This window comes from Vibrio sinaloensis DSM 21326, from assembly GCF_000189275.1.
GTDB classification, from domain to species: domain Bacteria; phylum Pseudomonadota; class Gammaproteobacteria; order Enterobacterales; family Vibrionaceae; genus Vibrio; species Vibrio sinaloensis.
The window spans coordinates 1-14,577 of record NZ_AEVT01000062.1 but is presented as its reverse complement, the minus strand read 5'-3'; the positions used below and the strand labels follow the sequence as shown (position 1 = coordinate 14,577).

The 14,577-nt window shown below is 45.2% G+C and carries 11 protein-coding genes and 1 pseudogene; 4 read left to right on the top strand and 8 right to left on the bottom strand.

From position 1 onward, the window contains the following. Window positions 1–152: 152 nt before the first annotated feature. On the bottom strand, window positions 153–1,466 hold the full coding sequence (brnQ, locus tag RH45_RS11060; RefSeq protein WP_008077107.1) for a branched-chain amino acid transport system II carrier protein: 1,314 nt from the start codon (window positions 1,464–1,466) through the stop codon (window positions 153–155). Between the two features lie 316 nt (window positions 1,467–1,782). Between brnQ and RH45_RS11055 the strand changes: the two genes are divergently transcribed. After that, entirely contained in the window at window positions 1,783–2,496 is a 714-nt protein-coding gene (locus RH45_RS11055; protein WP_008077099.1) for a tRNA1(Val) (adenine(37)-N6)-methyltransferase, read from the top strand. 89 nt (window positions 2,497–2,585) lie between these two features. Further along, window positions 2,586–3,823 (top strand): annotated as a pseudogene (srmB, locus tag RH45_RS11050) (ATP-dependent RNA helicase SrmB). Window positions 3,824–4,248: 425 nt separating this feature from the next. Here srmB and prfC read toward each other — a convergent pair. Next, window positions 4,249–5,838 (bottom strand): peptide chain release factor 3, encoded by a 1,590-nt coding sequence (gene prfC / locus RH45_RS11045; protein WP_008077094.1) that lies wholly within the window; start codon window positions 5,836–5,838, stop codon window positions 4,249–4,251. 219 nt (window positions 5,839–6,057) lie between these two features. Between prfC and RH45_RS11040 the strand changes: the two genes are divergently transcribed. Next, on the top strand, window positions 6,058–8,112 hold the full coding sequence (locus RH45_RS11040; RefSeq protein WP_008077092.1) for a putative bifunctional diguanylate cyclase/phosphodiesterase: 2,055 nt from the start codon (window positions 6,058–6,060) through the stop codon (window positions 8,110–8,112). 14 nt (window positions 8,113–8,126) lie between these two features. Here the strand turns inward: RH45_RS11040 and rimI are convergent, their stop codons facing one another. The 6 genes from rimI to rlmE all read right to left on the bottom strand — a co-directional run bounded on the left by rimI (window position 8,127) and on the right by rlmE (window position 14,095). Then, window positions 8,127–8,567 (bottom strand): ribosomal protein S18-alanine N-acetyltransferase, encoded by a 441-nt coding sequence (gene rimI / locus RH45_RS11035; RefSeq protein WP_008077089.1) that lies wholly within the window; start codon window positions 8,565–8,567, stop codon window positions 8,127–8,129. After that, window positions 8,564–8,968: a DNA polymerase III subunit psi gene (locus tag RH45_RS11030; RefSeq protein ID WP_008077076.1), complete on the bottom strand. Its 405-nt coding sequence runs from the start codon at window positions 8,966–8,968 to the stop codon at window positions 8,564–8,566. Before RH45_RS11030 ends, rimI begins: the two co-directional genes overlap by 4 nt. A 170-nt stretch (window positions 8,969–9,138) precedes the next feature. Continuing rightward, window positions 9,139–10,479 carry a phosphoglucosamine mutase gene (gene glmM, locus RH45_RS11025; RefSeq protein WP_008077074.1) on the bottom strand — a complete coding sequence of 447 codons (1,341 nt, stop codon included), beginning with the start codon at window positions 10,477–10,479 and terminating at the stop codon, window positions 9,139–9,141. A 27-nt stretch (window positions 10,480–10,506) separates the two neighbouring features. Beyond that, window positions 10,507–11,337, bottom strand: a complete 831-nt coding sequence (gene folP / locus RH45_RS11020) for a dihydropteroate synthase (RefSeq protein WP_008077072.1) — start codon at window positions 11,335–11,337, stop codon at window positions 10,507–10,509. Between the two features lie 52 nt (window positions 11,338–11,389). After that, window positions 11,390–13,357 (bottom strand): ATP-dependent zinc metalloprotease FtsH, encoded by a 1,968-nt coding sequence (gene ftsH / locus RH45_RS11015; RefSeq protein WP_008077070.1) that lies wholly within the window; start codon window positions 13,355–13,357, stop codon window positions 11,390–11,392. Between the two features lie 108 nt (window positions 13,358–13,465). Then, window positions 13,466–14,095 carry a 23S rRNA (uridine(2552)-2'-O)-methyltransferase RlmE gene (gene rlmE, locus RH45_RS11010; protein WP_008077068.1) on the bottom strand — a complete coding sequence of 210 codons (630 nt, stop codon included), beginning with the start codon at window positions 14,093–14,095 and terminating at the stop codon, window positions 13,466–13,468. 138 nt (window positions 14,096–14,233) lie between these two features. Here rlmE and yhbY point away from each other — a divergent pair, with 138 nt between their 5' ends. After that, window positions 14,234–14,530 carry a ribosome assembly RNA-binding protein YhbY gene (gene yhbY, locus RH45_RS11005; RefSeq protein WP_008077066.1) on the top strand — a complete coding sequence of 99 codons (297 nt, stop codon included), beginning with the start codon at window positions 14,234–14,236 and terminating at the stop codon, window positions 14,528–14,530. The last annotated feature ends 47 nt before the right edge of the window (window positions 14,531–14,577 follow it).

The following is a 14,577-nucleotide window of genomic DNA, read 5'->3' as shown; positions in this document are numbered from 1 at the left end:
CATTTATGAGTAGAATTTAACCGGAGAATTGTACTCAAAAGTGTGACGAAGATACAGGAATATTTTGATGACGAATAAAAATCCATCAAATAAAAAAATCCCCTGTCGCGCCTTGCAGGACAGGGGATTAGAGATTCAACAGCTGTGAGTGATTATGCTGTTTCTTCTGCTAGTGAAGTGGTTTGAGATTTACCAACAAAAAACATACATACGATAGCCGCCGCCGTTGGTAACAACCATCCCATGCCCACCTCAAATAGCGGTAACATGCTAAATGCTGAAACATCAACACCTGCAACTTTCGCCGCATCAATCAATGCAAAAAGTAGCGAAACGAGAATGACAACTCGATAAGCCATTTGAGGGTTTGGTAGTTTGTTTCGAACAAACGTTAGCGCGACCAAAGCAATCGCGACTGGGTATAGGGCAAACAGTACCGGCACAGATAGGGAGATAAGCTGCGATAGACCTACGTTAGCCACTGTCGCACATGCCGTACCAATGATAACGACCCAAGCTTTATAGCTGATTGGTGTGATTGAACTGAAGTAATCAGAACACGCAGAGATAATACCAATCGCGGTCGTCAAACAAGCAAGAAGAACAATCACTGACAGTACGATTTGACCATAAGGACCAAATAGAGATTGAACGTACAGGCTAAGAATCGCACCGCCGTTATCAGCCCCAGCAGCTACCGCAGCACTGGTCGCTCCAAGATAAAACAGTGACACGTATACAAACGCTAGACCAACTGCCGCAACACATGCCGCACTAATCAGATACTTAGCTGTCGCTTTTTGTTCTTGAATACCTTTCTTGCGCAAAGCATCAACAATTAAGCCACCGAACATGAGCGACGCGAAAGTATCCATCGTGTTGTAACCCTCAAGGAAGCCTTTTTGCAGTGGGTGAGACAAATACTCACCTTGTGCGGCAATCATTTCGCCTTGAGGATCAATAAATACCGCGACTGCAAGCACAATTAGGCCTAAGAAAAGTACTGGCGTTAGAATCTTACCAATCACATCAATCAATTTGCCTTGGGACCAAGCAAAAGACATTGCCACCGCAAAAAACAAAATAGAGAACATGGTTAAATGCATCTGCGCTGCATCAACAAAAAATGGTTTAATCGCCATTTCATAGGCAACCAATCCAGTACGAGGTGCCGCAAAAGCAGGGCCAATGATAATAAAGATCAGTACCGCGATCGTCATCGCTGCACGTTTAGGTAGATCTTTAGTCAGTTGATCCCATGAGCCACCAGCTACGGCAATAGCAACGATAGTAATAAGAGGGAGACCTACCGCCGTTAGCAAAAAACCTGTCATAGCAGGAACTAGATTCTCACCTGCTAGCTGACCCGCTAGAGGAGGAAATATGATGTTACCTGCACCTAAGAAAAAGGCGAAAAGCATAAAGCCTACCGCAATGATATCTGTTAATTTTAAAGTCTGATTCACTGTCTGACCCTTTAGTTATAATTTAATTGATGTTGTGCATGCCAAGCGCGCAAATTTTGCGGCTCAATCTATAAATTTAGCCACGCATAATGACCAAACACTCACCTATTCGCAACCTTAAAGGGAAAAACACCATATAAATTTACATTAAGAGCGATTAAGCAGTGTTATTCTCTAAGTTGGAAATAACCAATGGAATTTAATTTTGATCATTCAGAAAAAATTACACAACACAAACCGAACAATTAACCATACAATTGGTTAACAATGGATATAATCACTCACAAATAGAGTAAATTTAGAGCAATATTTAGTCGTGAAGCGAAAGAAAACAAAAGACTTTAAATTCAAACAGTTTGCCATCAGTGGTGGCTTTTCCGGTATGCCGGTGAGTACCGATGGGGTTCTTTTAGGTGCTTGGACTGATCTGAATACCGCTAACGCTGTGCTTGATATTGGCACTGGTACAGGGTTACTTGCGCTAATGTGCTGCCAACGAAGCAGCAACATTGCCGTCGACGCTATTGATATAGATCGCCATGCCCTAGAAGCCGCTCGGTCGAACTTCTCCACATCACCATGGTCGCAGCGTATCACTTTGCATAAGGGGAATGTGCTTCAACACCCATTTGATCATTGTTTTGACACCATCATATGTAATCCCCCCTACTTCAATTCGGGTGAACAATCCGAAAATAGCGCAAGAGCAACTGCGCGGCACACAAATACCCTTAGCCACGTAAGCCTACTGCAGCGCTGTTGGGAGTTGTTAACCCAAACCGGTAAAGCATCATTTGTGCTTCCAATCGTCGAAGGGGAAAGGTTTATTGAAATTGCATTAGCATCAGGGTGGCATTTGCAAAGGCAATGTTCCATCAAACCGACAGAGAACAAAGCTGTACATCGACTCCTGATCCAACTTGGAAAACAAGCAGATCCGATTCAGCGTCAGCAGTTAACGATCCATGCCGAAAATCAGTACAGCCAAGCCTTTGTTGAGCTTACTAAGGACTTTTATCTCAAGATGTAGAAAATAACGTGTGATCCTTATCACCGTTAGCACTATAATACGACCCCTAAAAATTACCGCTCACCCAACTGGCTTGTGGAGACATCATAGTGATCAGAAATTTTGCTGAATTAGAGTTAGACCCTAACCTACTCCTCGCAATCGAAGAAATGGGTTATGACCGCCCTACACAAATTCAGGCTGAGGCCATTCCACAAGCATTAGATGGCCGCGATATTCTGGCATCGGCACCTACTGGTACAGGTAAGACCGCTGCATTTGTATTGCCAGCACTTCAATATCTACAAGACTTCCCTCGCCGTAAGCCGGGACCTGCTCGTGTGTTGATTTTAACGCCGACGCGAGAGCTAGCCATGCAAGTCGCTGAGCAAGCGCGCGCGTTAGCTAAACACACCAAGCTTAATATCTTTACCATCACAGGTGGTGTTCAATACCAAGAGCACGCGGATATTTTAGGTAAAACACAAGATGTCGTCGTTGCAACACCTGGACGCTTGATGGAGTACATCAACGCAGAACGTTTCGATTGCCGCGCGATTGAGTGGCTTATCCTAGATGAAGCTGACCGCATGTTAGATATGGGATTTGGCCCAACGGTTGATCGCTTATCTTCAGAGTGCCGCTGGCGCAAACAAACACACCTATACTCAGCAACGCTTGAGGGTAAAGGTGTTGAAGGTTTCACTGCGGATCTACTTAAAGATCCTGCTGAAATTGATGCCGAGCCTTCACGTCGTGAGCGTAAGAAGATCGCTCAGTGGTACCACCGTGCCGACGACATGCAGCACAAGTTTGAGTTGCTAAAGCACATCATCACAGAGCAAGCAGACCGCACGATCGTATTCCTTAAAACTCGTGAACGTCTTGGCGAACTTCGCGCTCAACTCGAAGCCGCTCAAGTACCCTGTGCTTGGATCCAAGGCGAAATGCCACAAGACCGTCGTAACAACGCCATTGCTCGTTTCCGTGACGGCACTGTTAATGTCCTATTAGCTACCGACGTGGCAGCTCGCGGTATCGACCTTCCAGATGTGAGCCACGTGATTAACTATGACATGCCGCGCAGCGCTGACGTCTACCTGCATCGTATTGGTCGTACTGCACGCGCCGGTAAAAAAGGAAATGCGGTCTCACTCGTCGAAGCACACGATCAACCAATGATGGATCGTGTAGCTCGTTACGTAAAAGAAGATATCAAAGAGCGCTTCATCAAAGAGATGCGCCCTAAACACAAAAAACCAGTGTTTAAGAAGAAGAACAAAAAGAAAGACGACAAGAAAAAGTAGCGGCGAAAGGTAAGAAGAAAGTCGCGAAAAAGAAAAAGTAACGTCTTGATTCGATATAACCAAAAAGGGTTGATGTGAAAGCATCAACCCTTTCTTTTTGCAAAGCACATACAAAAACCAACGAGAACAGCATCATCCTTAAGAGTGAAGTACGAACGAGTAAGGGGCCATCAAGATAGCGAGTCGCTTTGAGAGATTCCTTACTCTCTCCTTTGTCGCTCTAAGGAACGACACAAAAAAAAAGACCGCCTTAATAAAGCGGTCTTTTTAAGAGTCTTCTAAGTAGTTGGGGTTAGAACAAGGCAACAAGCAAATTCAGCCCCATGAGCACCTTCTCACTCCATCTTCAAAACATTTGTTGTGAGAGCAAGGCAACGAGAGAATCCGCCCCCAGGAGCATAGTACGCTATGTGGCTGGGGTGGAGGAGTGAAGTTAACGCTGCCAGAGCTTCAAATATGAAGAGTATTAGTGTTCGCGAGTCGCGCGGAACTCAACCTCTGGAAAACGCTCTTTCGCTAGATTCAAGTTGACCATCGTTGGCGCAATGTACGACAGGTTATCACCACCATCTAATGCTAGGTTAGCTTGGTTCTTACGCTGGAACTCATCCAGCTTCTTCGCATCACCACACTCAACCCAACGTGCTGTTGCTACGTTAACGCCTTCATAGATTGCTTCTACGTTGTATTCAGCTTTCAGACGCGCTACAACCACATCAAACTGAAGCACACCAACCGCACCTACAATAAGGTCGTTGTTTTGCAGTGGACGGAACACCTGTACGGCACCTTCTTCAGATAACTGAACCAGACCTTTTAGTAGCTGCTTCTGCTTCAATGGATCTTTTAGACGAATACGACGGAACAGTTCAGGTGCGAAGTTTGGAATACCAGAGAATTTAAGAGACTCACCTTGTGTGAAGGTATCACCGATCTGGATGGTACCGTGGTTATGTAAACCTATGATGTCACCCGCGAAAGCATTCTCTGCACGAGAACGGTCACCCGCCATAAAGGTAACGGCATCTGAGATACTGACTTTCTTACCGGTACGAACGTGGTTCATCTTCATGCCTTGTTTATACGTACCAGAAACGATACGCATGAAAGCAATACGGTCACGGTGTTTCGGGTCCATGTTTGCTTGGATCTTGAAGACAAAGCCAGAGAAGTCTTCTTCTGTCGCTTCAACATCACGCTCAACTGCTTGACGGTTCTTAGGTGCTGGCGCCCACTTTGTCAGGCCATCTAGCATGTGATCCACACCAAAGTTACCCAATGCTGTACCGAAGTAAACCGGCGTAAGCTCACCCGCAAGGAACAATTCAAGATCAAACTCTGGGCATGCCCCCATGACCAGCTCTAGCTCTTCACGAACACTTTCGGCTAAATCTGCACCGACTTTCTCATCAAGCTCTGGATTATCTAACCCTTTAATGATGCGAACTTCTTGAATCTCGTGACCATGGCCTGATTCGTACAAAATCGTTTCGTCACGATGGATATGGTAAACACCTTTAAACTCTTTACCACAACCGATCGGCCAAGAGATTGGCGCACACGCCATACCCAGTTCGCTTTCAACTTCGTCCAACACTTCCATTGGATCGCGTACATCACGGTCCAACTTGTTCATGAAGGTGACAATTGGCGTATCACGTAAACGGGTTACTTCCATCAACTTACGAGTACGGTCCTCGACACCTTTCGCCGCATCGATAACCATTAGACATGAGTCAACAGCCGTCAATGTACGGTAAGTATCTTCTGAGAAGTCTTCGTGTCCTGGAGTATCGAGCAGGTTTACAAGGCAATCATTGTATGGGAACTGCATAACAGAAGTCGTTACAGAAATACCACGCTCTTTCTCCATCTCCATCCAGTCAGATTTCGCGTGTGTTGCATTACCACGACCTTTAACCGTACCTGCTTTTTGGATTGCGTTTCCGAAAAGTAGTACTTTTTCAGTAATGGTGGTTTTACCCGCATCCGGGTGCGAGATGATGGCGAAAGTACGTCGTTTTGACACTTCACCAAGAAAAGCTGTATTTGACATCAAAAGATCTTCTACTGTCTGGTTACCAGAACGAAAAAATCAGTTACGCTGATAGTTCTGGTCGTTCGATTCAATTTTGCGCGGTATTCTCTCTTATATTCTCTTGAGGGGCAACTTCAACGACAAAAATGGCGCTCTAATCCCACCATTTTTCATACAGATTAAAATATCAATAAATATAGGCTATAACTAAAGGAGTAGAGGGAACTTGATACAACTATGCCGAAAAGCCAAAAGATAAATTCATTAGCCTTCAGACAAGCTAAAACGGTCTTTTTAGTCTCTGTTCTTTTAGGGGTATGTTTCAGCTTTTACCATATCTTGGTGGATCTCCATCAGGAGCAAAAGCGTATCGAAGAACATTATCAATTCAAGTTGCTGCAGAACTATTCGAACGCGAGTCAAGCGGCCTATCACCTGAATCAACTGCTTGCTGAACAGGTTGCCTCGAGCTTGATGATGGATACTGCCATTTACAAAGTAGAGATCGTGGATGATTTCGGCGATATCCTGACGTTGAAAGAGCAGAGCATTTCATTACAAGGCGGCTTTACCGAAGCCTTATCCAGTTATTTGACGCCCCGAACGCCGGTCTATACTACCGAACTGCATCAGCCTAACTCGCATGTCGTCGTTGGCACACTGGCCTTTTCCGTCAACGGGGCAAACATCGCCAAGGAATTTATCGCCAAAACCAGCAAAATTTTATTGTTTGACCTGTTTCGAAACATATTGCTGACTTCGATACTACTGTTCTTCTTTTACCAGAAGTTATCAAAGCCTTTGGTTACCCTGATTGAGTGGGTACGGTCACTGCAAAACAACAAGAATGGCACCCTTCCACCACCAACTCAGTATCGAGATGATGAGCTAGGACATTTGGCAAAGACCTTCCATACATTATGGAAAGATAGAGAAGCAGCCGAAGCAAAGCTCAACCAGCTCGCCTACTATGACTCACTCACTGGGTTAGCTAACCGCAGCTTGTTGTTGCAGCTACTTGGCAAAGAGATTGATCGCGCCAATTTGAAAAGTGAAAGCGGCGCTCTGTTCTATTTAGATTTGGATCGCTTTAAAACCATCAACGACTCACTCGGTCATACCATAGGCGACCATCTGCTCAAGGCCATCTCGATGCGTATTGAAGCTTGGGTTAAAGATGATTACACCGCAGCTCGCATTGGTGGCGACGAGTTCGCGATTCTCCTTCCCCATACCTCTTCGGATAAGGCTCGTGAACTTGCTCAACAGCTGCTCGCCTTAATTTCTAACCCTTATTCGATTGATGATCACCAGCTCTATTGCTCAGTCAGTGTTGGGATCGCAGTTTTCCCTTCTGTTGGAGGCACTAATATCGATGTACTTCGCCAAGCTGACACCGCGCTTTACCGAGCCAAGGTCGGGGGTAGAAACAAGTACATGTTCTACGAACCTGAAATGCAGGCTCAAGTTGAATCTTACTTGGAGATCGAAAAAGGGCTGCATGAAGCGATCAACAAAGGGCAACTGGAGCTCTATTACCAACCTCAGGTCAACAGTGAACATCAAATCATAGGAGTTGAAGCCTTGATACGTTGGAATCACCCTGATCGTGGCGTTCTACCTCCGGGCGTATTTATGCCAATCGCAGAAGAGACTGGCCAGATCTTACAAATCGGCAATTGGATTATTGAAAAAGCCTGCTACCAATACGCAAGCTGGAAAAAACAAGGCATCTTACCGGAAACTTTCCGTCGTCTAGCGATTAATATCAGTCCATTGCAGTTTTCCCAAGACAGTTTTGTTGAACACATTAGTGACGCATTAACCCAAGCGGGCATTAGTGGGGAGCATATTGAGTTAGAAATTACTGAGAATTTATTGCTAGAGAACGTTGAGAATGCGATCCAAAAAATGGTCAAACTTAAAGAGTATGACCTTAAAACCTCTATCGATGATTTTGGTACCGGCTACTCATCATTAAAGTACCTCAAACACTTGGCGGTTGATGTCCTCAAAATTGACCGATCGTTTGTTACTCAATTGCACTTAGATGAGAGCGATCAAGCGATTGTTGATACCATCATAATGACTGCCAAACGACTCAACCTTGAAGTCATTGCTGAAGGGGTAGAAGATTGTAATGAGTTGAATACGCTCAAGGAGCTAGGTTGTGATCAGTTCCAAGGCTATCTTTTCGATAAACCTCTGCAGGCCAGCGAACTGAATGAGCGATTCGAGCGTAATCACTACCCGGTAGACGATACTCAGCCTATCAAAGCAATACAAAAGTAACCATTTAACGCTACCTATAATAGTAGGTAGCTCATTATAATCGCATCTTCTTTGCCCGACTGGGTTGGGTAGTAGTTGATGCGTCTGTCAACTTCGTTAAAACCTATCGTTTGATATAAACCAAACGCGCTCCGGTTACTTTCTCTTACTTCAAGCCAGATACTCTCTGCTCGTTGCTGCTCAGACATCTCAACCAGAGCGGTGAGCAGAGCTTTACCATACCCTTTACCTTGTAGAGTAGGATCCACTGCGATATTGAGTAACGTCACTTCGCCGACAATGTTCTGTGCGTAGAAATACCCCACCACTTTATCTTGTTCCAACATGACATGATGGAACGCGCCACGACTGTTAATGTCACCAATTAAGGACTCAGACCAAGGATGAGAATGAGCAAGACATTCAATACGATAGACCTGCTCTAAATGCTGTTTCGCAAGGGGGGTGATTATCATGATGTTTGATACTTTTGAATTTGCTGCCACAACGCACGGCGCTGTTCGTTATTACCATCGATTTGGTTAAGCATCGGAGAAACCAGCACGCTGCCCTGCTCACTCTCTTTTGCTTCGCAACCAGCAAACCAAATCCACCCGCTGTGAGGCTTAGCTAATTGCGCGTATTGCTCTGGATAGATGTGCAGCGCTTGGCTAAGGTCAAGCTTGACGGTTTTTAACACCCGTTCAAAGAGCAATGCGAGTTTACCTTGTGGGCACTCTGGAGATACCAACAACATATGGCATGATTCAGGCAACATAAGTTGTTCGTTTGGGGCATTATCCAGCCGTTGAGGGTGTATCAGTTCATAGCACTGAATACCCATTTCATCTAAGTAGTGTAATTCGCGGTGTGACATACCAAATCATATCGTTTTTACTCACATACGGATGCTAACATAAAGCAGTGCCAACTCTCTCCTATTATTGAGTACTTGTTGTCTAGGGTTGAATTAAGCGCTGCCTTTAAAGCCCTTACTAGGCAACAAAAAAGCCGCCTTAAATGGCGGCTTCTCATGGCTTCAAAGCGTTAGAAACTGGCTTTAACCGCTTCGGCAATCTTCAGTGCAGAGGATTGAACCAACTCAGCATCTTCACCTTCAACCATGACTCGGATCAACGGCTCAGTACCTGATTTTCGCAGCAATACTCGACCTTTTTCGCCAAGCTCAGCTTCAACTTCGACAACAGATGCTTTAACAGCATCGGCTTCCAATGGGTTGCTATCACCAGAGAAACGTACATTCTCAAGTACTTGTGGGTACAACGACATACCTTGTGAAAGGTCATGTAACGTCATATCACTGCCCACAACAGACGCTAGAACTTGTAAGGCAGCGACAATAGCATCACCAGTGGTGACTTTATCCAGCAGGATAACGTGGCCTGAGTTTTCAGCACCGATCTTCCAACCTTTTTCGAGCAACTGCTCCATGACATATCGGTCGCCAACCGCAGCACGTACGAACGGAATACCAAGTTGCTTAAGACCATTTTCCATACCCAAATTGGTCATAAGCGTGCCAACAACGCCACCTTTCAACTCTCCGCGACGAAGAGCATCACGTGCAATAATATAAGCAATCTGGTCGCCATCAATCTTATTGCCCAGATGATCAACCATAATAATTCGGTCGCCATCACCATCAAATGCTAAGCCTAACGCGGCTTGTTCAGCCACAACTCGCTCTTGCAGTGCACGCACGTCCGTTGCACCAACTTTATCGTTAATATTGGTACCATTTGGCTCAACACCCATTGCGATAACGTCTGCACCAAGCTCACTAAATACAGCAGGAGCAATGTGGTAAGTCGCACCATGAGCACAATCAACCACAATCTTCATACCCGCTAAGCTAAGCTCTGATGGGAAAGTACTCTTACAGAACTCGATGTAACGTCCGGCAGCATCATTTAAGCGAGTCGCTTTACCTAGCTCTGCAGACTCAACACATTCGATTTCTTTGTCCAGTTCAGCTTCGATCGCTAGTTCGATGTCGTCTGGCAACTTAGTACCTTCAGAAGAGAAGAACTTGATACCATTATCGTAATAAGGGTTATGTGAGGCTGAAATAACGATTCCCGCTTCTGCGCGGAACGTTTGGGTGAGATACGCGACCGCAGGAGTCGGCATAGGTCCAGTAAAGGTTGCCTTCAAACCTGCCGCTGCAAGTCCGGCCTCTAGCGCTGACTCAAGCATGTAACCTGAGATACGTGTATCTTTACCAATGATCACTTTCTTAGTGCCTTGCTTGGCAAGTACTCTGCCTGCAGCCCAGCCAAGTTTTAGTACAAAGTCAGGAGTAATTGGGTATTGGCCAACTTTGCCACGTACACCATCGGTACCAAAGTAACGTCTTTTGTTAGACATGATTATTCCTTTATATTTTTATGCTTTTCAACGGTTAGCTTGAACCATTGAAACTATCTTTATTGCATCAAGCGTTTGTTCAAAATCGTGGACGCGAATGATCTGAGCCCCTTTCATCGCGGCTATCGTGGCACAACTCACACTGGCAGCTACACATTCTGCTGGTGTTTTTTCTAATAGCTTAAACAGCATCGATTTACGAGACATTCCCGCCAATATTGGTAAACCAAATTGATGAAATTGCTCTAAGTGCGCCAACATTTGGTAATTATGCTCAATCGTCTTACCAAAACCAAAGCCTGGATCGAGAATCAATTGATTCCTACCAATTCCTACACTCTCGCACGCAGCAATACGCTGCTCGAGAAACTCACCGACTTCTTTAAGCAAGTCGCCATAGTGCGGATTCGCTTGCATCGTTCTAGGCTGCCCCTGCATATGCATCAAGCAAATAGGCAAACCTGTTTGAGCAGCGACTTCCAATGCCTGTGGTTCTTGGAGAGCACGAACATCATTAATAATATCCGCCCCCGCGAGCGCAGCTTGCCTCATAACTTCAGCTTTACTGGTATCAATGGAGATCCAAACATCATGCTGCTGACGAATCGCTTTAATCACAGGAATAACGCGTTGCAGCTCTTCTTCAAGAGCGACATCTGGCGCACCTGGACGAGTGGATTCACCACCGATATCAATAATAGTGACACCTGCCTCTATCATCGTTTCGGCTTGACGAAGCGCATTATCTAGGGAATTAAACTTTCCTCCATCTGAGAAGGAATCAGGCGTGACGTTGAGTATACCCATGACCTGAGGAGTGGAGAGATCAAGGGATTTATTATTTGCAGTAATTATCATAATAAATACAAAAACCCCGAGTTGCCCCGGGGTTTATTTTAATCAAACGATATTATTCAGAGTCTTTCTTCTCTGTCGCTTCTGCTGAGTTGCTTTCTTGAGAAGTAGGTTGTTCATCCACTTTTGGTTCAACATCCTGGTCCTCAGGCTTTGCTTCCGCTTTTTCTTCAGGCTTCGCTTCTGGCTTGTTTTGGTTATCACCCCAACCTGCTGGCTCACGAATGTCAGACTTACGCTCCATAAGATCGTCAATCTGGCCTGCATCGATGGTTTCGTACTTCATTAACGCATCTTTCATTGCGTGCATGATATCCATGTTATCTTCAAGGATCTGTTTAGCACGAGCGTAGTTGCGATCAATAATGGTACGAACTTCGTCATCAATAAGCTTCGCTGTGTCATCAGACATATGTTTTGTCTGAGTTACACTGCGGCCCAAGAAGACTTCACCTTCTTCCTCAGCGTATAGAAGTGGACCAAGCTTTTCAGAGAAGCCCCACTGAGTCACCATCTTACGCGCAATATCTGTCGCACGTTCGATATCGTTAGATGCACCTGTCGATACTTTATCAGCACCATAGATAAGCTCTTCCGCTAGACGGCCGCCATATAAGCTAGAAACCATAGATTCTAGGTGCTGGCGAGACATACTCACGCGGTCTTGCTCTGGAAGGTACATAGTCACACCCAACGCGCGGCCACGTGGAATGATCGATACCTTGTACACTGGATCGTGTTCAGGCACTAAGCGACCAACAATCGCGTGACCCGCTTCGTGGTACGCAGTTGATTCTTTGATCTCTTCCGACATGACCATTGAACGGCGCTCTGCACCCATCATGATCTTATCTTTAGCCAGTTCAAACTCAACCATAGAAACATTACGCTTGTTACCACGAGCGGCAAATAGCGCTGCTTCGTTCACAAGGTTTGCTAGATCTGCACCAGAGAATCCCGGTGTACCACGTGCGATAAGAGAAGGCTCTACGTCACCTGCTAGAGGTACTTTGCGCATGTGTACTTTAAGGATCTGCTCACGACCGCGAACGTCAGGAAGACCAACAACGACTTGACGGTCAAAACGACCCGGACGAAGCAGTGCTGGGTCTAGTACGTCTGGACGGTTAGTTGCTGCAATAACGATAATACCTTCGTTACCCTCGAAACCATCCATTTCAACCAGCATTTGGTTCAATGTTTGCTCACGTTCATCGTGACCACCACCAACACCAGCGCCACGTTGGCGACCTACCGCATCGATCTCATCGATAAAGATGATACAAGGCGCTGCTTTTTTGGCTTGTTCGAACATGTCACGTACACGAGACGCACCAACACCAACAAACATTTCTACGAAGTCAGAACCTGAAATAGTAAAGAACGGTACTTTCGCTTCACCCGCAATGGCCTTGGCAAGTAAGGTTTTACCGGTACCAGGAGGACCAACCATTAGAACACCCGTTGGGATCTTACCGCCAAGCTTTTGGAAACGGCTCGGATCACGTAGGTAGTCAACTAGCTCTTTCACATCTTCTTTTGCCTCGTCACAACCAGCAACGTCAGCAAAAGTCGTCTTAATTTGCTCTTCACTCATCATACGAGCTTTGCTCTTACCAAAAGACATAGCGCCTTTACCGCCGCCGCCTTGCATCTGACGCATGAAGAAAATCCATACACCAATCAGTAAGATCATTGGGAACCAAGAAATGAAGATAGTACCCAGTAGGCTTTGCTCCTCTGGAGGTGTGCCTTGTACTTTCACATTCTGATTAATTAGGTCATCAAGGAGCTTTTGGTCGTAGACTGGCATGTATGTAACATGACGCGCGCCGCCGCCACGACGCATGAAAGTAATTTCACCGTCTTTAAAAGTTGCTTCCTGAATCTGGCCTTGGCCAACTTCCTGTACAAACGTGGTGTAGTCCACCGCTCTGCCATTACTTTCCCCAGGGCCAAAGCTCTGGAATACCGACATCAATACGACGGCGATAACAAGCCACAGAATTAAATTTTTTGCCATGTCACTCAAGGTGTCAGCCTCTCGATAACTAATTGTAATTAAAGGTAGGGTACTACAGTTTATGACCTGTAGCTATAGTGTTAATTTGCCTCTCTGAGGGCAAAATAGTTAACCTTTGTAACCAGTGGCTACAACGAAGACTTCTCTTGAGCGAGCTCGCGATGAGTCAGGTTTTCTAATTTTTACGACTTTAAACGTGTCTCGGATTTCTTTTACGAATTGATCGAAGCCTTCACCCTGGAATACTTTCACAACAAAGCTACCATTTGGTGCTAGAACTTGTCGACACATATCTAAAGCCAATTCAACTAAATACATCGCTCGTGGCTGATCTACTGAGTTGTTTCCAGCGATGTTCGGTGCCATATCTGACATCACCACATCGACCATCGAAGGTTGAATTCTTTCGAGTAAGGCTTCTAGCACAGCGTCTTCTCGAAAGTCCCCTTGAAGAAAGCTCACACCCGCAATCGGATCCATAGGAAGCAGATCACATGCAATGATTTGCCCATCTTCACCAATAATCTTAGCAGCATATTGAGACCAACCACCTGGGGCAGCTCCCAAATCAACCACTGTCATACCAGGTTTTAGTAGTTTATCTTTGGTTTGGATCTCTTCCATCTTGAAGTAAGCACGTGAACGATAGCCTTTTTTGCGCGCTTCGTTTGCGTATTTATCATCAAAGTGTTCTTTCAACCAGCGACCAGAGCTAGCAGAATGTTTTTGTTTACTCATTTTAATCCCAATAACGCACAAATAGGAGCTATTGTTTTAATAGGCCGAACCTATTACTCAATAAATTATAGTCTTCAGCAATAGATGGCGTTAAAATAGCTTTTTTCAACCCTTATTTTAAAGAAAATTGGCCGCGTAATGAACCTAAGCACGAAACAAAAGCAGCATCTAAAAGGCCTAGCGCACAGTCTAAAACCTGTTGTGCTTATGGGCGCAAATGGACTAACTGAAGCTGTTCTAGCGGAAATTGAGATCGCACTTAACCACCATGAACTGATTAAAGTGAAAGTGGCATCAGAAGATCGAGAGACGAAAAGCCTAATTATCGACGCAATCATCCGTGAAACTGAAGCGGAAAAAGTACAAGTTATTGGTAAGACACTGGTTCTTTACCGTCAAACTGAAGAGCGTAAAATTGAGCTACCACGCAAATAACCGCGTATTCAACTCATAATAAAAAAGGTCGCTAAGGCGACCTTTTT